Here is a 23,167-nt window from a genome sequence, read left to right on the forward strand (position 1 = left end):
GATCCCGAGGCGGCTCCTTGTTTGGTCCGACGCTCGGGCGGTAAAGGGACATTGCATCGCACAATTTGGCAAGCGATTTTCGTACCCAGAGGCCATCCGTGAACGGAAATCCACATGAAGTTCGGTAACACCCCTTCGGAATGGCGCCATCTGCTCCCTCAGCCGGGGCCGCAGAGCCACAAACACGCCCGTGGGCGGCTGGGCGTCGTCTCGGGCGGCCCCTTGTCCACCGGCGCGGCTCGGCTATCGGCCAGGGCCGGGCTGAGGATCGGCGCAGGTCTGGTCAAGGTCTTCTGCCCGCCGGACGCGGCTGCGGTTCTGGCGCCCACGCTGGAAGCGGTGATGCTGGCCAGTTTCGCGACGCCGGACCAGCTTCAGATCATGGCCGACCCGATGGACGCCGTCGTGATCGGCCCGGCCGCCGGGTTGAACGAGAACACGGCGCTGAACCTGGCGGCTCTGGCGCGTACGGGCGCGGCTCTGGTGGTCGATGCGGACGCGCTGACGCTGTTTCGCGACAGGCCTGAGCAGTTGTTCGCCTGGCTGGACCGAGACGATGTCCTGACGCCTCATGAAGGCGAATTCGAGCGGCTGTTTCCCGGCTTGCTGGAGAGACAGGGACGGGAAGGCGCGGCGCAGGAGGCGGCGCGGCTAGCAGGCGCGATCATCGTGCTGAAGGGCGCCGCGACGGTTATCGCTGCGCCTGACGGCCGCCTGGCGGTCAACGGCGACGGCTCCCCCTGGCTGGCGACGGCGGGCAGCGGCGATGTGCTAGCCGGGATGATCGGGGGGCTGATCGCCCAGCACATGGACAGCTTCGACGCGGCGCGGGCGGCGGTGTGGATGCATTCGGAGGCCGCGCGACGCTTTGGACCGGGGCTGATCTCCGAGGATCTGCCGCAAGGGCTTCCGGCGGTCCTGGCTGATCTTATGAACGGCTGAAAAGCCTGGTGCGGATGAGAGGACTCGAACCTCCACGCCTCTCGGCGCCAGAACCTAAATCTGGTGCGTCTACCAGTTCCGCCACATCCGCATAGGTTCGCCGGAGGCTGTAGGCGAGGGCGGCGGTTTCGGCAATCCCGTGCGAGCATGAAAAAGGCCCCGGATCGCTCCGGGGCCTTTCTCATTATTTGGCCTACCGCGCTTCGCGCTGCTTGAGGCCGAAGGACCGACCGGGATCAGTCCTTCTTGTTGTCGACGCCGTGGCCTAAGGCCTCGACCGCCGATTCAAGCGCGGTGTCCTCGGTAATGTCTACGCCCTTGGCCAGCTTCGAGTGGGCGAAGCCGTACAGGCCGTAGATCAGGGCGCCGACCAGGGCGTAGACGCCCAGGATGGTCAGCGGCAGGGGGTTGTCGTTCAGCGCGTGCTGCACCATCGGCACGAAGTTGAACGACGCCAGCGTCAGACAGGCCAGAATGCCCAGAACGGCGGTGACCATGCCGCCCGGAACGCGGAACGGACGCTCCATCTCCGGGTGCTTGATACGCAGGACGATGACCGACAGGCAGACGATGGCGAAGGCCGTCGCAGTGCCCAGCGACACCAGGTCGCCCAGGATCGAGATTGGCAGGAAGGACGCCGCGATGGCGATGACGATGCCCAGCAGGATGGTGCCGATCCACGGAGTGCGGAACTTCGGGTGCACCACGGCGAACGCCTTGGGCAGCAGGCCGTCGCGCGCCATGGTGTAGAAGATACGCGTTTGGCCGTAGCACAGCACCAGCATGACGGAGGACAGGCCGGTGATGGCGCCGATCTTGATCAGGAAGGCGATCATGTTCAGCTTGCCGCCCGGCGCGCCGGCCAGCGGAACGTCGGCCCAGCTGAGCGCCATGCGGTCGATGGCGACGGCGATCGGGGCCGGCGAAGCCAGCTCGAGGTAGGGCACCACGCCGGTCATGACGGCGGCGACGACCATGTAGATCAAGGTGCAGACGAACAAGGCGCCCAGAATGCCGATCGGAACGTCCTTCGACGGGTTCTTGGCCTCGGCGGCGGCGGTCGAAACCGCTTCAAAGCCGACATAGGCGAAGAAGATGATCGAGGCGCCGCGGAAGATGCCGCCCACGCCGAACTGGTCCCAGCTGTCGCCCTGCGGCGGGATGAAGGGGTCCCAGTTGGCCGGGTTGATGTACTGCAGGCCCACGGCGATGAAGGTCAGCAGGACGATGATCTTGATGACGACGATGGCGTTGTTGATGTTCGCCGATTCCGACACGCCCAGCACCAGCAGACCGCACACGGCGGCGATGCCGACAGCCGCCACCAGGTTGAAGGTGCCCGTCAGCGGGAAGCCCGCATCGGCGCCCGAGGCGACGTACTGGATCAGCGGAGTGGCCCACTGGGGCCCTTCTCCGCCGGGATAACTTATTGTCGGGAACAGACTGGCGCTGACCCCGAAGTCGCTCAGGATCGATACGACGTAGCCGGACCAGCCGACCGCGACGGTCGAAGCCGCCACGCCGTACTCCAGCACCAGCAGCCAGCCCATGATCCAGGCGAAGATCTCGCCCAGGGTGCCGTAGGCATAGGTGTAGGCTGAACCCGACACCGGCATGGTCGACGCCAGTTCGGCGTAGCACAGGCCCGCCAGACCGCAGGCGATGCCGGCGATGACGAAGGAGAACATGATGGCCGGGCCGGCATGGGCCGAAGCCACTTGACCCGTCAGCACGAAGATGCCCGCGCCGATGATGGCGCCGATGCCCAGGCTCATCAGATTGAGCGGACCGAGGGTCCGTTTCAGCTCGCTCTTGGCGGCTTCCTTCTGAATCTGGGCGATGGATTTTTTAAGAAATAGCCGGTTTCCGGCAGGCTTTACGCCGTCTGCAGACATGCAGGTGCGCCCCCAACATTTATGCGACGACCCCTCCCGGGTCGCCTTCTTGGGCGGGGACGCTAGCCATCTGAGGGCCTCGGCGCAACGCGGTTTACGAAGGATGACGCGCCGACGACGCTTTCGTGACCCCGGCCGAAGGCGCTACAGCGCGTGTCATGTTGCCGATTCACGCCGTTCTGGAGCCCCTCAAGGTCGCCCTGGCTCAGACCTCTGCGGTCGTGCTGGCCGCGCCGCCGGGCGCGGGCAAGACGACGGTCGTGCCTCTGGCGTTGCTGGATCAGCCGTGGCTGGGCGGCGGCAGGATTCTCGTGCTGGAGCCGCGACGACTGGCCGCGCGCGCCGCCGCCGACCGCATGGCCGCCAGCCTTGGCCAGAAGGCGGGAGGAACCATCGGATACCGCACTCGCCTGCAAAGCCGGATCGGCCCGGACACCCGAATCGAGGTGGTGACCGAGGGCGTCTTCACGCGGATGATCCTGGACGATCCGGGGCTGGAAGGCGTCGGCGCCGTCCTGTTCGACGAATTCCACGAACGCAGTCTGGACGCTGATCTGGGGTTGGCGCTGGCGCGTGACAGCCAAACCGTGCTGCGCGACGATCTGCGCCTGTTGGTCATGTCGGCGACGCTCGACATCGCGGGCGTGTCCAAGCTGTTGGACGGCGCCCCCGTCATCGAGGCCGAAGGGCGGATGTTCCCGGTCGAGACCCGCTATCTGGGCCGCAACCCGGTCGAACGATTCGAGGACGCCATGGCCAAGGCCGTGGTTCAGGCCCTGCATGACGAGACCGGCTCGGTCCTGGCCTTCCTGCCGGGGCAGGGGGAGATTCACCGCACGGTCCAGCGCCTGAAAGAGCGGCTGCGTGATCCGTCGGTCGACGTGGTCGCCCTGTATGGCGCGCTGGACAAGGGCGAGCAGGACCGGGCCATCGAGCCCGCCGCACATGGTCGCCGCAAGGTGGTGTTGGCGACCTCGGTGGCCGAGACCAGCCTGACGATTGGGGGGGTGCGCGTCGTCATCGACGGCGGCCTGTCGCGCGTGCCGCGTTTCGAGCCGTCCAGCGGCCTGACCCGCCTGGCCACCGTCAAGGTCAGCAGATCCTCGGCGGAGCAGCGGCGCGGCCGGGCGGGGCGTGTCGAGCCCGGCGTCTGTTACCGCCTGTGGGACGAGGAGCAGACACGTGGTCTGGTCGGGCATCAGCGGCCTGAGATTCAGGAGGCGGACCTGACCGCGTTCGCCCTCGATCTGGCGCGCTGGGGGGCGAAGTCGGTGGAAGGGTTGGCCCTGCTGGACCCGCCGCCTGCCGGAGCGATGGCCGAGGCGCGCAAGGCGCTCGCCCGTCTTGGCGCGCTGGACGCCAAGGGGGATCTGACGGCCCGTGGTCGACGTCTGACGCGCATCCCCCTGGCGCCGCGCCTGGCGCATATGGCGGCCGTCGCCTCGGATCAGGGCGATGCGCTTTGCGGAGCGAGGATCGCGGCGGTGCTCAGCGAGCCGGGCCTGGGCGGGAACGGGGTCGATCTGCTCGACCGGCTCAGGGGGCTGGAGCGGGACCGGTCGCCGCGTGGACGCGACGCGATGAAGTTGGCCGAGCGCTGGGCGCGGGCCGCAGGCGCAGGGCGGGACGGCGAGGCCGATGCAGGGCTGCTGCTGGCTGAGGCTTTTCCCGAACGCATCGCGCGCGCCAGGGGCAAGCCGGGCGAACTGTTGCTGGCCTCGGGGCGCGGCGCCTTCATCGAACCCACGGATCATCTGGCGCGCGAGGCCTGGCTGGCCGTAGCGGAACTGGGCGGCGGCGACACGTGTGATCGCGTCCGCCTGGCGGCGGCGCTGGACGCGGCGACGCTGGAGCGTAACCTGGCGCATCTGATCGAGGTCGAAGATCGGCTGACGCGCGAGCCGTCAGGCAAGCCGGTGATCCGCCGCATTCGCCGCATCGGCGCCCTTGTGCTGGATGAAAAGATCGTCGGCGCGCCGGATCGGGCGACGATGACGGCGGCGCTGAAGGCGGAGATCGAGACGGACGGCCTCGGCGCCCTGACCTGGGGCGAACAGGCGAGGGCGCTGCGGGCGCGCCTGGCTTTCCTGCGGGGGCTGGATGAGGCTTGGCCTGATGTTTCGGACGAAGGTCTGCTGGCGTCGCGCGAGGACTGGCTGTGGCCGCTGCTGGACGGGGCGCGGTCGTTGGCCGACATCAGCGACGGTCGGCTGGCGGAGGCTCTGCGCGGCCTGATCCCCTGGGACCTGCAGCGCAAGCTGGATGATCTGGCGCCCACGCGCCTGACCACGCCGCTGGGCAGCGCGGGCATCGACTATGCCGCCGCGGGCGGGCCGCGCGTCGAAATCCGCGTGCAGGAGCTGTTCGGGGTGAAGGCCCATCCGACCGTCGGCGGCGGGCGTGCTCCCCTGACGCTCAGTCTGCTGTCGCCCGCCCGACGGCCGGTTCAGGTGACCAAGGACCTGCCGGGTTTCTGGGCTGGATCGTGGTCGGCGGTGCGTAGCGAGATGCGCGGGCGCTATCCGCGCCACCCATGGCCGGAAGACCCGGCCAATGCGACAGCCACCAGTAGGGCCAAGCCGCGCGGAACCTGATCGTCCGCTTGACGCCTGACGGCGGCGCGCCGCAATGATCGTGCGTCAATCGTAAGGATTTCGCGTGACCGACGCCGCTGTTTCACCGCCGTCCGCCTCCAAGCGGCGCGTTCTGTTCGCCAGCCTGATCGGCACGACGATCGAGTTCTACGACTTCTACATCTACGCCACAGCGGCGGTGCTGGTCTTTCCGGATCTGTTCTTCCCCGGCGGCGACCGGATGACGGCCATGCTGGCCTCGTTCGCGACCTTCTCCATCGCCTTCTTCGCTCGGCCGGTCGGCGCTGTCGTCTTCGGCCATTTCGGCGACCGGGTGGGACGCAAGGCGACCTTGGTGGCGGCCCTGATGACCATGGGCCTGTCGACCATCGCCATCGGCCTGTTGCCGACCTGGCATTCGGTCGGGGTGATGGCGCCCCTGCTGCTGGCCCTGTGTCGGTTCGGTCAGGGCTTGGGCCTGGGCGGCGAATGGGGCGGGGCGGTCTTGCTGGCGACCGAGAACGCTCCGCCGGGCAAGAAGGCCTGGTTCGGCATGTTCCCGCAACTGGGCGCGCCGATCGGCTTCATCCTGTCGACGCTGTCCTTCATCGTTCTGGGTCAGCTGATGAACGAGGGCCAGTTCATGGCCTGGGGCTGGCGCATCCCCTTCATCGCCAGCGCCCTGCTGGTCATCGTCGGCCTGTGGATGCGGCTGAAGATCACCGAGACGCCTGAGTTCAAGCGCGCCATCGATCGCGCCGAACGGGTCCAGGCTCCCGCCCTGACCCTCGTCGCACATCATAAGTTCGCCTTGCTGACCGGGACGCTGGCCGGGCTGGCGACCTTCGTCCTCTTCTACCTGATGACCGTCTTCGCCCTGGGATGGGGCACGACGGCGATGGGCTATACGCGAGAACAGTTCCTGCCGATCCAGCTGCTGGGCGTCTGCTTCTTCGGCCTGTTCATTCCGCTGGCGGCGCTGGCGGCGGATCGCTGGGGGCAGGGGCGGACGTTGCTGGCGACGACGGTCGCCATCGCCCTGTTCGGCCTGATCCTGGCGCCCCTGTTCGGGAGCGGAGGCATGGTCGGAGTGATCGCCTTCTTCATCATCGGCTTCAGCCTGATGGGCTGCACCTACGGCCCGCTGGGCGCGGCGCTGGCGCGGCCGTTTCCGACGGCGGTGCGATACACCGGCGCGTCCATGACCTTCAATCTGGCGGGCATCCTCGGCGCCTCGTTGGCGCCCTATGCCGCGACCTGGCTGGCGGGCCATTACGGGCTTCAGGCGGTCGGCGCCTATCTGACGGTCGCAGCCCTGCTGACGGCTCTGGCCCTCATCGGCATGGGCCGCATCAGGACCGAGGGCGAGGCCTAGAGGCTGGAGCCGTAGGCCGCGTCGGTCACGGCATAGACCATGATCCCCGTGGCGACGGCCAGGTTCAGGCTGTCGGCGCGGCCGCGCATGGGAATCTTGACGTTCACGTCGCAGGCGGCGGCCAGGTCGTCGGTCAGGCCCGCCTGCTCGTTACCCATTAGGATCAGCGCCGGGTGGCGAACCGGGCTGTCGCGATAGCCGTGCGTCGCATCGAGGCGGGTGCCGATCACGCTGCCAGGCCATGAGGCGCGCCACGCCAGGAATTCCTCGCGCGTCGTCTTGCTGATGGTGACGGCGAAGACCGAGCCCATGGTGGCCCGCACCGCCTCGACCGAGAAGGGATCGACGCAGTCGCCGATCAGGATCACGCCGCCGCACCCGGCCGAGTCCGCGGTGCGGATGATGGTGCCCAGATTGCCCGGATCGCGCACCTGCTCCAACGCCACCCAGCAGGGCTTGGCGTCAGGCCGGATGGCGTCCAGCGGCGTATAGACCTGTTCGAACACGCCCAGCACCGTCTGCGGATTGTCGCGACGGCTGATCTTTTCGAGGATGGCGTGGGTGACGACGATGATCTGGCCGCCGGCCTTCTTCGTCTCGGCCTTGGCGCGGTCCAGCAGGGGGTGCGACCGGGCGTCCTGGCCGACCAGCAGCATGACCGGGGCGCGGCCCTGATCCAGCGCCTCGCCGATGAATTTCAGCCCCTCGGCCAGAAAGCGGCCGGTCGCCTCGCGCTCCTTGCGCATGTGCAGGGCGCGGACGGCCTTGATGGTGTCGTTGGTCAGGGAGGTGATGAGACGTTCGGACATCAGGCGCTCCATCTGGCGAAGAAGCTGAGGCCGATCGCGCGTGCGTCCGGCCCGTCCTCTGACAGCGCCAATTCGCCCCAGTCGATGCGGCCGCCGCGATCCTGCGTCGCCTCGGCCATCATATGCGCCAGCGACAGGCCGGAAATCCGCGCTGCATAGGCGTTGAGCAGCAGGAAGGAGGCGTCGTCGGACAGCAGGGCGGCGCAGTCCTTGAGCAGGTCCGGCATATCCTCGAACAGGCGCCAGACCTCGCCATTGGCGCCGCGCCCGTACTTCGGCGGGTCGAGGATGATGCCGTCATAGTGGCTGCCGCGCCGCACTTCGCGAGCCACGAATTTGCGGGCGTCCTCGACGATCCAGCGGATGGGACGATCAGCCAGGCCTGACAGTTCGGCGTTTTCGCGGGCGTAGGTCACGGACTTCTTCGAGGCGTCCACATGGGTGACGTGCGCGCCTGCCGCCGAACAGGCCAGGCTGGCGACGCCGGTATAGCCGAACAGGTTCAGGATCTTCGGCTGCTTCAAGGTGCGGACGCGGGCGTCCAGCCATTCCCAGTTGGCCGCCTGTTCGGGGAAGAAGGCCAGGTGCCGGAACGGGGTGAACCGGCCCATGAAGCGCACATCGCGCCATTTCAGCGGGAAGGCGTCGATCGGGCCATGCGTGTCGAAGCGCCAGCGACCGGAATCCTCTTCCTCCTGCTGCGGATCGAACATGGCGTTGGCGCGCGCGAAGGCCGCTTCGTCATGGGCCTTCCAGAAGCATTGCGGCTCGGGGCGCACCACGGTGTAGCGGCCGTAGCGCTCCAGCTTGCGGCCATCGCCGCTATCCAGAAGGGCGTAGTCCGACCACCCGCGCGTGACGAGGGTTTCGGGCGTGGGGGAAAGAACCGGAGCCATGGGCGCTGATTAGGCGCTCAGGCGGCCGCTCGTCCAGCGTCTGCGCCGTCGATCGCGCTTATCTCTGGATCGGGCTCCGCATGATGGGGCGTCTTGTCCCAGTGATGAGGTTCCAAGATCAGCCGGATGACGGCATGGGCGAAGGCCAGGCTGAGCAGGCACCAATAGGCGAGGGAGGCCGCCATATCGCCCAGGCCATAGGCGCCGCCCGCCTGTCGCGCTCCTCGATGCTTCAAAAGCCATGCGGCGGCGATGCCCGACACAAGGACGACGCTGCCTTGCGGCGAGAAATGAGGCAGGCCTCCGGCTACGAGGGCGGTCAGGGCCACGCAGAACACCCAGGCGGCGCAGATGGCGTGGATGGCGGCGGACGCAACCCCGGCGCCAACCGTAGCCGCCAGTGCGGTCCAGCCTCTCCAGCCCATCCCTTCCGCATAACGCGTATGGACGGCCAGGGTCTGCAGATAGCCCTTCAGCCAGCGCGTGCGTTGCGGAAGCCAGAGACGCAAGGGGCCTGGCGGAGGCTCGTAGGTCGGTCTCTCGATGACGCCCAACCGATGGCCGGCGCGCCAGATTCGAAAGCCCAGGTCCGCGTCCTCGGTGACGTTCCAGGCGTCCCAACCTCCCAGTGCTCGCAGCACCGGGACGCGGAAATGGTTGCTGGTGCCGCCGAGCGGAAAGGGCAGGCCGAGGCGGCTCATGGCCGGTAGGGTGACTTCAAACAGGGCGGCGTATTCGGCCGCGAACTGTCGATCGAGGAAGGGGCTGGCGCTGTCCTTGCCCCGGCGCCGAATGCGAAGCGGCGCCTGAAGGCACGCCAGGCCTTGTCCCTCGTGGCTGAACCGCGCCGCCGCCTCACGCAGTTGGAACGGATCCGGATCATCCTCAGCGTCATAGATGGTGATGAGGTCGCCGGTGCAGCGGGACAGGGCGTGGTTCAGCGCGCGAGGCTTGGTCTTCGGCGCGCCCGGTGGCACGATCAGAACCCGAAGCCAGTCGGGACGGGCCAGATCCTGCGCCGCCCTGATCGTCTCGACGTCGTCGGCCTCGAGCGCCAGATAGCCCTCAAGCCGGTCGCTGGGATAGTCGATCTCGGAAAGCCGCTCGATCAACTGCGGCAGGATGGCGGTCTCCTGATACAGGGCGGCCACAACGGTGTAGCGCGGCCATTGATCCGGCGGTTGGGGCGATGCCTCAGGCTGCCTCCAACCCCGGCTGGTCCAGAGCAGGAAGAGTCTCCAGGCGGCCAGGCTCATGAAGCCGATCTGCAGGCCCAGCAACACGGCCGAACCGGATACCGGCGCAAGGGCGGCGGCGACCAGACCGCTGGCGAGGAACAAGGCCAAGCTCGCGGCCTGACCAAGCGTCAGCGTGATGCGCGCGGACCTTAGAGCATCGCCGTCCGCTGGAACGATCGTCCCCCTTCGCATTCTCGCCCTCCCTGATAGATATCAAGGTTATATTGACAAGACTGTAAAGTGAAATATTTGGCCTGAACGGGCATTTGCGGCTATCACGGCCCTCTCACAGGAGTTCCAGGTTGGGGAGCACTCAAGTGTCGGTCGCACCTGCCGCATCGTCGCGTTCGACCCGCAAGCCCAAGGGCGAAGGGCACGAGCGCCGCGCGGAAATTCTGGCGGCGGCGGAGGGCATTTTCGTCGAGCAGGGCTATGAGGGCGCCACTATCCGCAAGATCGCGGATGAAGTGGGGCTGTCGTCGACCGCCCTCTACATGCACTTCGCGGACAAGGGCGAGATTCTCAATGAGATCTGCCGCAACGCCTTCGACACCCTGGCCGAGGAGCACCGTCGAACCCTGGCGGAAGACGCGCCGCCGCTGGCTCGGTTGCGTCGGATCATCGAGAACTACATGGCGTTCGGTTTCGCCAATCCCAACGCCTATCGCCTCGCCTACCTGACACCGCCGGTGCAGACGCGCCACGGCGCCGAGACCGTGGCTCAGCAGAGCGGCGCGGAGTTGTTCAGGGCTTTCGTCAGCGTGGTGGAAGAGGCGGTCGATCAGGGCGCGTTGCGAGGCGAGCCGCGCACTCTGGCGCAAGTCATCTGGGCCAGCGCCCATGGCCTGGTCTCCATCATGACGACCAAGCCTTACTTCGACTGGGCGGACCGCGAGACGCTGGTTCGCACGCAGATGGACGCCCTGTTCGCGGGACTGACCGCCTCGTGAGGTCCATGATCGGGGCGGTCGCCCTGGCCTTGGCGATTTCCGGCTTCGGCGGTGACGAGGCGATCCCCGCTCCCCTGCGCGTCATGGCTCTGGACCAATGCGCCGATCAGTTCGTCCTTGCCTTGGCCCCGGATGCGGAACTGGGCCTGTCGCCCAGGGCTGACGACCCGGACTCCTGGCTGCGCGCGCAGGCCGAAGGACATCGGCGGGTCCGCCCGACCTTGGAGGCTGCTGTCGGGTTCGGACCGGACGTGGCGGTGCGCTACTGGGGCGGAGATCCGCGCCTGCTCGCGGCCTTGAAGCGGGATGGGGTTCGCACGGTGACGATCACCGACGCTGCGGACATGGATGGGGTTCGCGCCAACATCCGCGCCGTGGCCGAGGCCGTGAGCGCCGTCGAACGCGGCGAGGCCCTGATCGCGCGTATGGACTCTCGACTGGCGAAGGCGGAAGGGACGGGGCGGGGGCGGAAGGCCGTCTATGTCACTGCGGGCGGATTCACGACCGGGCCAGGCTCCCTGATGGACGCCGTTCTGCGCGCCGCAGGGTTTCGCAACGGCGTTGAGCGGCCCGGCTATCAGCCGTTGGGGCTGGAGGGGGTGTTGCTGACGCCGCCCGCCCTGTTCGTGAAGGGCTTCTTCGATCTGGCGCGCTCCGACTGGCGCGGGGCGGGCCGGCATCCGATGATGCGTCGCGCCATGCAAGGACGGACGGCGGCGGAGCTGCCTGGCGCGGTGCTGACGTGTCCCGCCTGGTTCGCAGCGGACGCCGCCGCCCAGCTGGCCGAACAAGCCTCATGAGCAGGGTCTGGGTGTTGAACCTCGTTCTGGCGGGCGCGATCGTGCTGGCCGTCGCGCTGGCTGTGACGCTGGGCGAGACCCGGTTCAGCGCCACTGACTACGCCGAAGCCTTGAGTCGTCCCGCTTCCGGACCCGGCGAGGTGCTGTGGCTGGTGCGGGCTCCGCGCGCCATCGCCGCTCTCTTCGTGGGAGCCGCCTTGGGGCTGGCCGGCGCGGTGATGCAGGGCTTGTTGCGCAATCCCCTGGCCGAGCCTGGCGTGCTGGGCGTATCGGCCGCCTCGGCCCTGGCGGCGGCGACGGCCATCGTTCTGGGGTTGGCGGCCGTTCCCGGCGCGGTCGAGGTTTCGGCGCTGTTCGGCGCCGCGGCGGCCGGCGGGCTGCTGATCGCCCTGGCTGCGCGGGTGCGGACGCCCGAGGCGCTGATCCTGTTCGGCGTGGCCTTGTCCAGTTTCGCAGGCGCGCTGACCGCGCTGATCTTCAATCTTTCGCCGTCGCCCATCGCCTCAGCCGAGGTGATGAACTGGCTGCTGGGGTCGGTCGAGAACCGCAGCTGGATCGACGTCGCCTGGGTCGCGCCGGCCGTCCTGATCGCCGCCCTGCTGGCGCGAAGCGCGTCGCCCGGCCTGCGGATGCTGACGCTGGGCGAAGAGGCGGCGAGGGCGTCTGGCCTGTCGATGGGCCGGATGCGGGTCCTGGCGCTGGCGGCGGCGGCCCTGGCGGCGGGCGCGGCGGTGGCGGTGGCGGGCGTCATCGGCTTTGTCGGCCTGGCGGCGCCGCATCTGGTGCGCGCGGCGGTGCGCGGCGATCCGGGCAGGCTGCTGCCGCCCTCGGCGCTGGCGGGCAGCCTGATGCTGGTGATCGCCGATCTGGCGGCGCGGATGCTGCCCACGGATCAGGAGTTGAAGCTCGGCGTCTTCACCGCCCTGGTCGGCGCGCCCTTGTTCGCCCTGATCGCCTGGCGCGCCGCGCGGGAGTGGCGGCTGTGACGGCGGTGCTGCTGGAGCTTGCGAACGCGCACGCCCGTGTGGGCGGCGCGGAAGTGCTGAAGGGCGCTTCCCTGTCCGTGCGGCCGGGCGAGGTCGTGGCCCTGTGCGGGCCGAACGGTGCGGGCAAGTCGACGGCGGTGCGCGCCGCATTGGGGCTGGTCCGACTGACGCAGGGCGCCGCGCGTCTGGGCGGCGACGAGGCGCGACGGCTGTCCGAGCGTCAGCGGGGCGAGCGCGCGGCCTATCTGCCGCAGGACCGTTCCATCGCCTGGAATCTTCCTGCGGTCGAGCTGGCGGCGCTGGGCGCGCCGTTCCTGGCGGGCGCCGCCGCCCTGGACCGGGCTCGCGCCGCGCTGGACGAGTTGGGCGTCGGCCATCTGGCGGATCGCGGCGTCGCCGAGATGTCGGGCGGTGAGCGGGCGCGCGTCCTGCTGGCCCGCTCCTTGACGGCTCCAGCGCCCTTGCTGGCGGCGGACGAGCCGATCGCGGGACTGGACCCCGACGCCCAGCTTCTGGTGCTGGAGCGGCTACGGGCCCGGGCCGACGCCGGACGCGGGATATTGGTCAGCCTGCACGATCTGACCCTGGCGGCCCGTTTCGCCGACCGGGTGGTGGTGCTGGATCAGGGGCGCACGGCGGCTGAAGGCGCGCCGGCCGAGGCTCTGTCGCCGCGCATTCTGAAGACCGTTTTCAACCTCGACGCCGTTTGGCTGGAGGCGTTGGACGGGCCGATTTTGGCGGCCCGCCGCCCTGTAGTCAGGGTTGATAGGGCCGCGGGCCTGCGTTCGGCGGCGTGCCGCGCGCCAGATCCGCCGACGGGGTGAGGGGGGCCGAGCCGCCGTTCAGCCGAGCGCGATAGACCTGCATGTTCTCCATCACCCGCATCATGTAGTTGCGCGTCTCGGTGAAGGGCGCGCACTCGATGAAGTCGATGGGATCGACCTGGGCCTGACGCGGATCGCCGCAACGGGCGGTCCATTGCGGCGGGCGCGCCGGTCCGGCGTTGTAGCCGACGGCGGCCAGCAAGGGCGATCCGCCGAAATTGTTCATCAACTCGCCCAGATGATAGCTGCCCAGAGTCATATTGATCTCGGGGTCCCACAGCTGTTCGGCGCTGAACGCGCGGCCCATGCGGCGCGCCACGCCCTGCGCCGTGGCTGGCAGAAGCTGCATCATCCCCCGCGCATCGGCGCCCGAACGAACCAGAGGGTCGAAGCTGGATTCCTGACGGGTGATGGCCAGGGCGAACTCATTGGGGGCCATGCCCGGAACCTGCTGCGGAAGGCGAATCGGATACATCCGCTCCGGCATGACGAAGCCGCGCTGGCTGGCCGCGCGGCCGACCATCATCGATCCGAACTGATCGCCATAGCCCTGCATCAGGTCGAACAACTGCGACAGATCGTAGGGCGAGGGCAGGGTGTCATCCAGGTGGTAGGCGAAGACCCGCATCAGGTTCTTCTCGCCGATCTGGCCCAGGATGCGGGTCGCCCGCACCACCTCATTACCCTCGAAGCGATTGACGTCCTCGGGCGAGGGAGTGGGCTCGCCGGGCAGGGTCAGGGTGGTCGCGCCGGCCTTTTCCGCGGCAAGCTGGCCGTAGAAGGTCTGCCAGTGCGCGGCGCCCGCCTGATACCAATTCTGGGCGCCCTGTCGGTCGCCGCGCGCCTCGGCCGCACGACCCAGCCAGTAGAGGGCGCGCCCCTGGGTGATCGGGGTCGAGGAGGCGTTGCGCAGCGCCTCGAAATGTTGGGCGGCTGTCGCCGGGTCGTTCAGCTTGGTGAGGGCTACCCAGCCGGCGAAGAATTCGGCGTCGACCTTGCGTTCGCCCGAAGGGAAGCCGTGGCCGTTCATCGCGGCGTAGGCGGCGCGAGCGTTCCCCTGTTGCAGCGCGTCGAGGAAATAGTTGCGGCGTTCGCTCCACAGGGTGTTCTGGCCGTCCGCGTGCGAGGGGGCGGCGGGCAGGGCGGACAGGAGCGGGAAGGCCTCGGATTGACGACCTGCGGAGCGCAGCAGGCGCACCCGCTCCAGCACCACGGCCGGGTCGTTGGCCTGAGCGGGCGACAGGCCGGCGACGATGGCGTCCGGGGCGTAGGCCGTTCGAAGCGACATCACGGCGTTGGCGACGGCCTGGCGGTCGGCCGGAACCAGGGCGACCATGGCGCGCGTCGCCGGGCCGTGCGGTCCCAGCAGCAGCATGTCCAGCCGCGCCACATGGTCGTCGCTGGTCAGCCAGCCGCTCCAGCGCGAATAGATCCGACTTTGCTGGGCTTCCTCAAAACTCTGGGTGCGCCACCAGTCGCGAATCAGGGCCTGGGCCTCATGGCGGCGGCCCGTCTGCTCCAGCGCGCCGGCCAGGGCGATGGCGCCCTGGGCCGTGGTGGGGGCGGTTCCGTTGAAGAAGGCCAGGACGGCGTCCGGCGACTGGCCCGCCATGTCCAGAGCGCGCTCGCCCGCCGCTCGACGAGAATCGCCGCGGGGCCAGCTCGCCAGATCGGTCTGAGCCAGCGCCAGGTCGCTGTAGGACATCTGCTTGTCCGAGGTGTCCACCAGGGCCCATTCGACCAGCTTGCGTGCGGTCGGATCGGAAATGCGGGCCATGATGGACTGGGTTCCGACGACGTCGCGCGCCCGCGCAGCCGTCAGGCCCTGCTGCACCAGGGCGGCGTCCTGGCTGTTGATGATTCCGCCCTGACTGGCGGAGTAGGGGACCGGCGCGCTGTTCAGCACATCCTGAGCCGGTGGAGTCAGTATCGCCAGGGCGGCGGCCACGGTCGTCGCGATCATCAGATATCTGATCCTCATTCATCTTTGGTTGCGGCCAAGCGGCGGGCAACCTACCCTTTGCCGATTAGTGACGGGCGGACCGCCGCCCATTCTCCGCGCAGGTATGTTGTTCCCATGACCGCCCCCTTGTTCAAGGGCGTGATCACCGCCCTGATCACACCTCTTCGTGACGGAAACGTGGACGAGGCCGCTTTCAGGCGTCTGTTGGAACGCCAGATCGCCGCCGGGGTTCACGGCGTCGTGCCGATGGGCACCACGGGCGAAAGCGCGACCTTGCACCTGGACGAGCACAAGCGCGTGGTTGAACAGTGCGCGGAGATCGCCGCCGGGCGCATCCGCGTCATCGCCGGCGCCGGTTCTTCAGCGACGGACAAGGCGATCGAACTGACCCGTTTCGCCAAGACGGTCGGCGCCGACGGCGCCCTGGTGGTCACGCCCTATTACAACCGCCCCTCGCAGGCCGGGATGCAGGCCCATTTCGAGGCCGTGGCCGATGCGGTGCAACTGCCGATTCTGCTCTACAACGTGCCCGGTCGTACCGGCGTGGACCTGTCGAACGAAACCGTTGCGGCCCTGGCGGCGCATCCGAACATCGTCGGCATCAAGGATGCGAGCGCGGATGTGGCGCGGGCCAGTTGGATGCGAGCGAATATCCACGGCGCCTTCGACCTGATCTCGGGGGATGACTCCAGCTATCTGGGCTATGCCGCCCACGGAGGCGTCGGGGTGATCTCGGTGACCTCGAATGTCGCGCCGGAGGCCATGGTCGCCCTGTATGATGCGATTCAGGCCGGCGACTTCGCCGTCGCCCGATCCTGGCAGGAGCGCCTGATCGGCCTGCATAAGGCGCTGTTCCTCGACAACTCCCCGTCGCCGGCCAAATACGCCCTCGCCAGGCTGGGGCTATGCGAGGAAGAGGTCCGGCTGCCGCTGTCGCTGACGGCCGACGCCGTGAAGCCAGCCATCGACAAGGCGCTGACCGAGGCCGGGGTCGCCTGATGGCCGCTGACGCGCCCAAGCAAAAGACGATCGCCGAAAATCGGCGCGCACGCTTCGACTACTTCCTCGAGGACTACATCGAGGCCGGAATCCAGTTGTTGGGCACCGAGATCAAGGCCCTGCGCGACGGGCGGGCGAACATCGCCGAAAGCTATGTCTCGCCGGAGGGGCGTGAGATGGTGCTGATCAACGCCGATATCCCGCCCTACAAGATGGCGAACCGCTTCAACCATGAGCCGCGCCGCCACCGGAAGCTGCTGCTGCACCGCAAGCAGATCGACAAACTGATCGGCGCCGTCCAGCGGGACGGCCGCACCATCGTTCCGGTGCGCCTGTATCTGAACGAAGCGGGCAAGGCGAAGCTGGAAATCGCCCTGGCCAAGGGCAAGAAGCTGCACGACAAACGCGAGGTTTCGGCCGAACGGGACTGGCAGCGAGACAAGGCGCGCCTGCTGCGCGACAAGGGATAAGTGCGGTTCCGCTTTGCGCGCCGCGCGACGCGCGATAAACGAGCGATGATGGGGTGCGTCTTGCGGAGTTCACGGTGAAGATAGCCGAACGCTGGTTCGTCATGGCGGGCGTGGCCCTGCTGGGCGCCATCGCCGTGGCCGGGGTGGTGGTGGCGATCTACGCCGCCTGGGTCCTGCACGACATGCCCGACGCGTCCGAACTGGCGGACTATCGCCCGGCGACGGCGACGCGCGTCTACGCCGGCGACGGGACCCTGATCGGCGAGTTCTCGGATCAGCGCCGGATTTACGTCACCTATGACCAGGTGCCGCAGACGGTCGTTCACGCCTTCCTGGCGGCCGAGGACCAGAACTTCTTCAGCCACGGCGGCATCGATGTGTCCGGCATCGGCCGGGCCATGTTCAAGAACGTCTTCAACGTGCTGTCCGGTCGTCGCCTGGAAGGCGGCTCGACCATCACCCAGCAGGTGGCCAAGAACGTCCTGCTGACCAGCGAGACCAGTCTGAACCGCAAGCTCAAGGAAGCCGTCCTCTCCAGCCGTCTGGAAGCGACGCTGAGCAAGGAGCAGATTCTCGAGCTGTACCTGAACGAGATCTACCTGGGCTATCGTTCCTATGGCGTCGCCTCGGCGGCTTACAACTATTTCGGCAAGTCGCTGGATCAGCTGACGCCGGACGAGGCGGCCTTCCTGGCGGCCCTGCCCAAGGGGCCGACCAACTATCACCCCAAACGCTACCCCGAGGCCGCGCTGGGACGGCGGAACTGGGTGCTGGGCGAAATGGCCGACAACAAGTGGCTGACGGACGTGCAGTTGCAGACCGCGCTGGCGCGTCCCTTGAACACCCGTTCGGCGCCGCGTCGAGCCGAGTACGCCGACGCTGACTTCTTCGTGGAAGAGGCGCGTCGTCGGGCCATCGCCCTGTTCGGTCAGGAAGAGGTCAATCGCGGCGGCTACTATCTGCGCACCACCCTGGACCCGCAGCTGCAGTCGGCGGCGCGCGACGCGCTGATGCGCGGCCTTGAAGACTACGACCGTCGCCACGGCTGGCGCGGCGCTTGGGGCACGACCGATTTCGCCGATGGTTGGCAGGCCGAAGCCCAGAAGCGCACGACCCCGCCCGAGCGCCGTTCGTGGCAGGCCGCCGCCGTCGAGAACGTCAGCGGAAGCACGGTTCGGGTCCGCACGGCCAGGGACGATCAGACGGGCGCGCTGCGCGCCGCCGACGTGGCCTGGTCCAACGCTGGACGCCGTCCCCTGAAACGCGGCGATCTGATCTTCGTGGAGCGCCAGGGCGGACAGTTCGCCCTGAAACAGGTCCCCGCGGTCAACGGCTCCCTGGTCGCCATCGAGCCGCAGTCGGGTCGCGTCCTGGCGATGGTCGGCGGCTATTCCTACGCCCTGTCCAGCTTCAACCGTGCGACGCAGGCGCGTCGTCAGCCGGGTTCGGCCTATAAGCCCTTCGTCTATGCGGCGGCGCTGGAAGGCGACTTCACTCCGGCCTCCATCGTGCTGGATGCGCCCATCAGCTTCCCCGGCGGCCCCGGCGGCCGCGCCTGGACGCCCCAGAACTACAGCCGCCAGTTCTACGGCCCGCAGACTTTGCGGCGCGGGTTGGAGCTGTCGCGTAACGTCATGACCGTGCGCCTGGCCCAGGCGGTCGGCATGAAGAACGTCGTCGACCTGTCCAAGAAGATGGGCGTGGTCGATGATATGTCGCCGAACCTCGCCATGTCGCTGGGCGCGGGCGAGACCACGCCCTATCGCATCACTGCGGCCTATGCCGCCTTCGTCAACGGCGGCCGGCGGATCGATCCCTATCTGATCGAACTGGCTCAGGATCGGAACGGCCAGACCATCCATCGCGCCGATCGACGCCAATGCCGCGACTGCGGCCGTGGCTTCAGCGGCCAGGAGTCGCCGCGCCTGCAGGATCGTGGAACCCAGGTGATCGACCCGATCACCGCCTATCAGATCACCTCGATGCTGGAGGGCGTGATTCAGCGCGGCACCGGCGCCCGGGCGCGCAGCCTCGGCCCCTGGGTCGGCGGCAAGACCGGCACCACCAATGAGTACCGTTCGGCCTGGTTCGTCGGCTTTTCGGCGGACGTCGTCGTGGGCGTCTTTGTCGGATTTGACGACAACCGCTCGCTGGGCGGCGGCGAGGCGGGGGCTTCGACCGCCGTGCCGATCTTCATCGACTTCATGGAAGACGCCTTGAAGGAGCGCCCGGCGCGGCCGTTCGTGAAGCCGAAGAACGCCATCTTCCGCACCGTGAACGGCATTGAGGAAGCCTTCCGTCCGGGCACCGAACGCCAGTTGCGCGAAGAAGCGCCGCGCCCGGTCCAGCCGGAGGGGCCGCAGAACTATTACGACGTCATCCGTCGTGAGCAGGAAGCCAGGTCCCAGGCTCCGGCGCCGGTCGCGCCGCCGCCCGTGGCTCCGCCGCCGCCCAAAAAGCAGCCGGCCGAGGACTTGAGCGACCTCTACTGACGCTCTAGTTACACCCCTCTTCGGCGCGCCGGATGCCCTGGCGCGCCCTTTCACCCCCGTATCGCTGGAGATTGCGATGAGACCGGATGTCGAGGCCATGAAGGCCGACATCGAGCAGAGCGTCGCTCTGCTCAGGAGGCGACTTTGACTGGGATGTCGCTCTAAGAAAGCTCGATGAGCTGAACGCGCGGGTCGAGGATCCGACGCTGTGGGACAATCCCGAACAGGCCCAGGCCGTCAGCCGTGAACGCTCGCGCCTTGAAGCCCAGGTCAGCGCCGTCAAGGACATGGAGCAGGGTCTCGAAGACGGGATCATGCTGGCCGACATGGCGGACGAAGAGGGCGACGAAACCACTTTCAACGAAGCCCGTGAACAGCTGAAGGCGATCAAGGACCGCGCCGCGCGCGCCGAGCTGGAAGCCCTGCTGTCCGGCGAGGCCGACGGCAACGACGCCTATCTGGAGGTCAACTCGGGCGCCGGCGGCACGGAGTCGAACGACTGGGCCGGAATGCTGCTGCGCATGTACAGCCGCTGGGCGCGCTCGCACGGCTATGAGGTCGAGCTTCAGGAAGAGGAATCCGGCGAACAGGCGGGCATCAAGTCGGCGACCCTGCTGGTCTCCGGCCCCAACGCCTATGGCTGGCTGAAGTCGGAATCGGGCGTTCACCGTCTGGTCCGCATCAGCCCCTATGACGCAGCGGCCAAGCGGCACACCTCCTTCGCTTCGGTCGGGGTGTCGCCGGTCGTCGACGACAGCATCGAGATCGACATCAACCCGTCGGACGTCCGCACGGACACCTATCGCGCGTCAGGCGCGGGCGGCCAGCACGTCAACAAGACGGACTCGGCCGTGCGCCTGACCCACATTCCGACCAATACCGTGGTGGCTTGTCAGGCGGGCCGCTCGCAGCACCAAAACCGCGATCAGGCGTGGAAGATGCTGCGTGCGCGTCTGTATGAGCTGGAGCTTCAGAAGCGTGAAGCCGCAGCTCAGGCCCTGGCCGACGCCAAGACCGACATCGGCTGGGGTCACCAGATCCGATCCTACGTCCTGCAACCGTATCAGATGGTGAAGGACCTTCGGACAGAGGTCGAAACCTCCGACACCCAGGGGGTTCTGGACGGCGATCTGGATCCGTTCATGGGCGCCGCCCTGGCGGCCCGCGTGGGCGAGACCCGCGAGGGCTGATCGACTTCGCTCGATCGATACCAAAAAAGGGCGGCCTTTGCGGGCCGCCCTTTCTCGTTATCAGTGTCCGCACCGATCAGGCGGCGGGCTTGGCCTCGACCTTGGCGTCCGTCTTGGCGGGCGCAGGCTTTTCGGCGGGGGCGGGGGCTTCCAGCATGTTGGCGCCCGGCGTGTCCCGCTTGGCCTGGGTGCAGCGGCCCTGGAACCAGGCTCCCTGTTCGATCGACAGCTGCTCCTGGGTGATGTCGCCCTCGACGCGAGAGGTGGCGAACAGCTTGACCTGCTTGGCGACGATGGCGCCCGAGACCCGACCGCGCACCTCCAGGATGTCGGCGTGGACCGTGCCCTCGACCGCGCCGCCTTCACCGATCACCACGCGCACCACGCGGATGTCGCCCTTCAGAGAGCCGTCGACCTGAAGTTCGCCCGCGCCGGAGATATTGCCCTCATACTTCACGCCCGCCGACAGAGTCGAAAGGCTGGATGAGCGGGCGGCGGCCGGCCGCGCCGGTTCAGGTGCTCGAGCAGGCGTGGCGGCGGCGGCGGCGGGCGCCGGGGTTGGAGCGGTGGGCTCGGGCGGCTTCGGAATGCCCAACCCGCTCAAAGGGTTGCTGTCGAGGGGTTTGTTCTTGTTGAACATCTTTACTCTCCGCGTCACGCCGGGACGACCGGCGTTTGGTCAATGTCAGCCCCTGAGGATACAATCCCTGACAATACTTAGGGGGGGCTGAGACGGAGAGGTCAAGCGGGGCCTTCCGAACCCCGCTCGCCGATCAGAGCGTTTCGACGGCGGCCAGCACCTCTTCGGCGTGCCCCTTCACCTTGACGTTTCGCCAGGCGCGATGAACCACGCCCTGACCGTCGATCAGGAAGGTGGCGCGCTCAATGCCCATATATTCGCGGCCATAGAGCTTCTTCAGCACCCACACGCCCCAGGCCTCGGTGACCGCGCCGTCTTCGTCCGAGCCGAGCACGACCTTGAGGTCATGCTTGGCCTTGAAGCGGTCCAGCTTCTTCACCGTGTCGCGCGACACGCCGATCACCACGGCGTTAGCTGCCGTGAACCGGTCGATCAGGACTGAGAAGTCCTGTCCCTCGGTCGTGCAGCCGGGCGTGTCGGCCTTGGGATAGAAGTAGAGGACGACGTTCTTGCCCTTCAGGTCGGCCAGGGACAGGCGGCCGTCACCATCGGTCGCCAGGTCGAAGGCGGGGGCGGGGGTGTTTTCGGTGATGTCGACCATCAATCTCTCCGTTCATCCCGGCGGACGCCGGGACCCAGTAAGAGCCCCGGCCGCGCCGATTGAAAGCCGCAAGACGTTCTCGCCGCGCTTGAAGCCAAAGCACTGGGTCCCGGCGTCCGCCGGGATGAGCGGGTTAAACGGGCCGCACCAGCACGATCTTCTTCTTGCCGGCGCCGAGCTTGAGCACGCCGTCGGCGTTGAGGTCGGCCTCTTCGATCAGGCGGGCGCCGTCGTTAACCACCTCGTCGTTCAGGCGAAGGCCGCCGCCCTGGGCCAGACGACGCGCTTCGCCGTTGGAGCCGCTGAGGCCAGCCTTGGTCGTGACGGCGGCGATCATGGCGCCGATGACCTCGTCGCGCGGCAGTTCGACGGTCGGCAGGTCGGCGGACAGCTGGCCCTTTTCGAAGGCGGCCTCGGCGGCGGCGCGGGCGGCCTGTGCGGCCTCGACGCCGTGCAGCATGGAGGTGGTGGCGTCGGCCAGCGCCTTCTTGGCGTCATTGATCTCGGCGCCTTGGAGCGCCTCATAGCGTTCGATCTGATCCAGCGGCAGGTCGGTGAACAGGCGCATGAAGCGGCCCACGTCGCCGTCCTCAGTGTTGCGCCAGTATTGCCAGTAGTCGAAAGGCGACAGGGCGTCGGCGTTCAGCCATACGGCGCCGCCGACCGTCTTGCCCATCTTCTGGCCAGAAGCGGTGGACAGCAGCGGCGTGGTCAGGCCGAAGGCGGCCTTGTGATCCACCTTGCGGGTCAGTTCGACGCCGTTGATGATGTTGCCCCACTGGTCCGACCCGCCCATCTGCAGCGAACAGCCGTAGCGGCGGTTCAGCTCCAGGAAGTCGGTCGCCTGCATCAGCATGTAGTTGAACTCGAGGAAGGTCAGCGGCTGCTCGCGATCCAGGCGCAGCTTGACCGAGTCGAAGCTCAGCATCCGGTTGATGGTGAAATGCGTGCCGTAGTCGCGCAGGAACTGCAGGTAGCCCAGCTGCGAAAGCCACTCGTCGTTGTCGAGCATGACGGCGTCGGTCGGGCCGTCGCCGAAGGTCAGGAACTTTTCGAACACGCCTTTGATGCCGGCGATGTTCTCGGCGATTTTTTCCTCGGTCAGCAGGGGGCGCTGGGTGTCCTTGAACGAAGGGTCGCCGACCTTGGTCGTGCCGCCGCCCATCAGGACGATCGGCTTGTGTCCGGCCTGCTGAAGACGACGCAGGAGCATGATCTGGATCAGGTGGCCGACGTGCAGCGACGGCGCCGTCGCGTCGAAACCGATATAGCCCGTGACCACGCCGGCCGCCGCCGCCTCGTCCAGTTCCACCGGGTGGGTGATCTGGTGGATATAGCCGCGCGCCTTCATCAGGCGCAGGAAGTCCGACTTGAAGGCGGTTTCGGAAACGGTTTGGGTCGTGGGCTCGGTCATGGTCGGGTCCGTAGCATCAGAACCGGCGGCCGTCTTCCGAGGAATATTGCCGCCGAGGGAAGGGCGGCAAGGATCGCGGCCGCTCTCTAGTAGAGGCCGTAGTAATAGGC

General features: G+C 67.8%; 19 protein-coding genes and 1 tRNA gene. 11 read left to right on the forward strand and 9 right to left on the reverse strand.

Annotated features, from left to right (window positions below):
* Positions 1–114: 114 nt before the first annotated feature.
* A complete protein-coding gene (locus V8J38_RS08395; protein WP_338574832.1) occupies positions 115–942 on the forward strand; it encodes an NAD(P)H-hydrate dehydratase in 828 nt (275 codons plus the stop codon).
* Between the two features lie 6 nt (positions 943–948).
* Here the strand turns inward: V8J38_RS08395 and V8J38_RS08400 are convergent.
* Together V8J38_RS08400 and V8J38_RS08405 are read right to left on the reverse strand one after the other, a co-directional pair.
* Positions 949–1,033: transfer RNA gene (locus tag V8J38_RS08400), tRNA-Leu, on the reverse strand.
* A gap of 145 nt (positions 1,034–1,178) precedes the next feature.
* On the reverse strand, positions 1,179–2,837 hold the full coding sequence (locus V8J38_RS08405; RefSeq protein WP_338574833.1) for an amino acid permease: 1,659 nt from the start codon (positions 2,835–2,837) through the stop codon (positions 1,179–1,181).
* 158 nt (positions 2,838–2,995) lie between these two features.
* Between V8J38_RS08405 and hrpB the strand changes: the two genes are divergently transcribed.
* Together hrpB and V8J38_RS08415 are read left to right on the forward strand one after the other, a co-directional pair.
* Positions 2,996–5,431, forward strand: a complete 2,436-nt coding sequence (gene hrpB / locus V8J38_RS08410; RefSeq protein ID WP_338574835.1) for an ATP-dependent helicase HrpB — start codon at positions 2,996–2,998, stop codon at positions 5,429–5,431.
* 64 nt (positions 5,432–5,495) lie between these two features.
* Positions 5,496–6,785, forward strand: coding sequence for an MFS transporter (locus V8J38_RS08415; protein ID WP_338574838.1), 1,290 nt, complete (start codon positions 5,496–5,498; stop codon positions 6,783–6,785).
* Here V8J38_RS08415 and V8J38_RS08420 read toward each other — a convergent pair.
* The 3 genes from V8J38_RS08420 to V8J38_RS08430 are packed head-to-tail and all read right to left on the reverse strand — an operon-like array spanning position 6,782 to position 9,830.
* Positions 6,782–7,594, reverse strand: a complete 813-nt coding sequence (locus V8J38_RS08420; protein WP_338574841.1) for an RNA methyltransferase — start codon at positions 7,592–7,594, stop codon at positions 6,782–6,784. The two genes, V8J38_RS08415 and V8J38_RS08420, sit on opposite strands and share 4 nt — an antisense overlap.
* A complete protein-coding gene (locus tag V8J38_RS08425) occupies positions 7,594–8,490 on the reverse strand; it encodes a class I SAM-dependent methyltransferase (protein ID WP_338574842.1) in 897 nt (298 codons plus the stop codon). Before V8J38_RS08425 ends, V8J38_RS08420 begins: the two co-directional genes overlap by 1 nt.
* Positions 8,491–8,507: 17 nt before the next feature.
* Positions 8,508–9,830, reverse strand: a complete 1,323-nt coding sequence (locus V8J38_RS08430; RefSeq protein WP_338574845.1) for a glycosyltransferase — start codon at positions 9,828–9,830, stop codon at positions 8,508–8,510.
* A 215-nt stretch (positions 9,831–10,045) separates the two neighbouring features.
* On the opposite strand from V8J38_RS08430, the gene V8J38_RS08435 reads away from it, so the two are divergent.
* From V8J38_RS08435 to V8J38_RS08450, 4 genes are read left to right on the forward strand one after another with little or no spacing between them, the layout of a single operon-like run.
* Entirely contained in the window at positions 10,046–10,678 is a 633-nt protein-coding gene (locus V8J38_RS08435) for a TetR/AcrR family transcriptional regulator (RefSeq protein WP_291775039.1), read from the forward strand.
* A gap of 5 nt (positions 10,679–10,683) precedes the next feature.
* A complete protein-coding gene (locus V8J38_RS08440) occupies positions 10,684–11,478 on the forward strand; it encodes an ABC transporter substrate-binding protein (RefSeq protein ID WP_338574848.1) in 795 nt (264 codons plus the stop codon).
* Positions 11,475–12,464 (forward strand): iron ABC transporter permease, encoded by a 990-nt coding sequence (locus V8J38_RS08445; protein WP_338574850.1) that lies wholly within the window; start codon positions 11,475–11,477, stop codon positions 12,462–12,464. Before V8J38_RS08440 ends, V8J38_RS08445 begins: the two co-directional genes overlap by 4 nt.
* Entirely contained in the window at positions 12,452–13,288 is an 837-nt protein-coding gene (locus V8J38_RS08450) for an ABC transporter ATP-binding protein (RefSeq protein WP_338574853.1), read from the forward strand. Before V8J38_RS08445 ends, V8J38_RS08450 begins: the two co-directional genes overlap by 13 nt.
* Here V8J38_RS08450 and V8J38_RS08455 read toward each other — a convergent pair.
* Positions 13,221–15,251 carry a lytic transglycosylase domain-containing protein gene (locus tag V8J38_RS08455; RefSeq protein ID WP_338574856.1) on the reverse strand — a complete coding sequence of 677 codons (2,031 nt, stop codon included), beginning with the start codon at positions 15,249–15,251 and terminating at the stop codon, positions 13,221–13,223. The two genes, V8J38_RS08450 and V8J38_RS08455, sit on opposite strands and share 68 nt — an antisense overlap.
* Before the next feature lie 114 nt (positions 15,252–15,365).
* Between V8J38_RS08455 and dapA the strand changes: the two genes are divergently transcribed.
* From dapA to prfB, 4 genes are all read left to right on the forward strand, one after another.
* Entirely contained in the window at positions 15,366–16,250 is an 885-nt protein-coding gene (dapA, locus tag V8J38_RS08460) for a 4-hydroxy-tetrahydrodipicolinate synthase (protein WP_338574857.1), read from the forward strand.
* Positions 16,250–16,720: an SsrA-binding protein SmpB gene (gene smpB, locus V8J38_RS08465; protein ID WP_291775056.1), complete on the forward strand. Its 471-nt coding sequence runs from the start codon at positions 16,250–16,252 to the stop codon at positions 16,718–16,720. Before dapA ends, smpB begins: the two co-directional genes overlap by 1 nt.
* Before the next feature lie 101 nt (positions 16,721–16,821).
* A complete protein-coding gene (locus V8J38_RS08470) occupies positions 16,822–19,212 on the forward strand; it encodes a penicillin-binding protein 1A (RefSeq protein WP_338578613.1) in 2,391 nt (796 codons plus the stop codon).
* Between the two features lie 76 nt (positions 19,213–19,288).
* Positions 19,289–20,402, forward strand: a protein-coding gene (prfB, locus tag V8J38_RS08475; RefSeq protein ID WP_338574859.1) for a peptide chain release factor 2 whose coding sequence is annotated in 2 segments (ribosomal slippage) — positions 19,289–19,357 and positions 19,359–20,402 — 1,113 coding nt in all. Because the reading frame shifts where the segments join, the coding sequence is not laid out codon by codon here.
* A gap of 76 nt (positions 20,403–20,478) precedes the next feature.
* Here the strand turns inward: prfB and V8J38_RS08480 are convergent.
* From V8J38_RS08480 to tyrS, 3 genes are all read right to left on the reverse strand, one after another.
* Positions 20,479–21,042, reverse strand: a complete 564-nt coding sequence (locus tag V8J38_RS08480) for a polymer-forming cytoskeletal protein (RefSeq protein WP_338574861.1) — start codon at positions 21,040–21,042, stop codon at positions 20,479–20,481.
* A gap of 133 nt (positions 21,043–21,175) precedes the next feature.
* Positions 21,176–21,643, reverse strand: a complete 468-nt coding sequence (locus V8J38_RS08485) for a peroxiredoxin (protein WP_338574864.1) — start codon at positions 21,641–21,643, stop codon at positions 21,176–21,178.
* Between the two features lie 133 nt (positions 21,644–21,776).
* A complete protein-coding gene (gene tyrS / locus V8J38_RS08490) occupies positions 21,777–23,057 on the reverse strand; it encodes a tyrosine--tRNA ligase (protein WP_291775068.1) in 1,281 nt (426 codons plus the stop codon).
* Positions 23,058–23,167: the final 110 nt, after the last annotated feature.

The sequence above is a fragment of the Brevundimonas olei genome, from assembly GCF_037055245.1.
Lineage (GTDB): Bacteria > Pseudomonadota > Alphaproteobacteria > Caulobacterales > Caulobacteraceae > Brevundimonas > Brevundimonas olei.

Bases quoted from the DNA above. Each gene is read 5' to 3' on its own strand.
- V8J38_RS08405 (WP_338574833.1), bottom strand. From the start codon at position 2,837: ATGTCTGCAGACGGCGTAAAGCCTGCCGGAAACCGGCTATTTCTTAAA.
- V8J38_RS08470 (WP_338578613.1), top strand. From the start codon at position 16,822: ATGGCGGGCGTGGCCCTGCTGGGCGCCATCGCCGTGGCCGGGGTGGTG.
- hrpB (WP_338574835.1), top strand. From the start codon at position 2,996: ATGTTGCCGATTCACGCCGTTCTGGAGCCCCTCAAGGTCGCCCTGGCT.
- V8J38_RS08445 (WP_338574850.1), top strand. From the start codon at position 11,475: ATGAGCAGGGTCTGGGTGTTGAACCTCGTTCTGGCGGGCGCGATCGTG.
- V8J38_RS08480 (WP_338574861.1), bottom strand. From the start codon at position 21,042: ATGTTCAACAAGAACAAACCCCTCGACAGCAACCCTTTGAGCGGGTTG.
- V8J38_RS08420 (WP_338574841.1), bottom strand. From the start codon at position 7,594: ATGTCCGAACGTCTCATCACCTCCCTGACCAACGACACCATCAAGGCC.
- V8J38_RS08395 (WP_338574832.1), top strand. From the start codon at position 115: ATGAAGTTCGGTAACACCCCTTCGGAATGGCGCCATCTGCTCCCTCAG.
- V8J38_RS08455 (WP_338574856.1), bottom strand. From the start codon at position 15,251: ATGATCGCGACGACCGTGGCCGCCGCCCTGGCGATACTGACTCCACCG.
- V8J38_RS08485 (WP_338574864.1), bottom strand. From the start codon at position 21,643: ATGGTCGACATCACCGAAAACACCCCCGCCCCCGCCTTCGACCTGGCG.
- tyrS (WP_291775068.1), bottom strand. From the start codon at position 23,057: ATGACCGAGCCCACGACCCAAACCGTTTCCGAAACCGCCTTCAAGTCG.
- V8J38_RS08440 (WP_338574848.1), top strand. From the start codon at position 10,684: ATGATCGGGGCGGTCGCCCTGGCCTTGGCGATTTCCGGCTTCGGCGGT.
- V8J38_RS08425 (WP_338574842.1), bottom strand. From the start codon at position 8,490: ATGGCTCCGGTTCTTTCCCCCACGCCCGAAACCCTCGTCACGCGCGGG.
- dapA (WP_338574857.1), top strand. From the start codon at position 15,366: ATGACCGCCCCCTTGTTCAAGGGCGTGATCACCGCCCTGATCACACCT.
- smpB (WP_291775056.1), top strand. From the start codon at position 16,250: ATGGCCGCTGACGCGCCCAAGCAAAAGACGATCGCCGAAAATCGGCGC.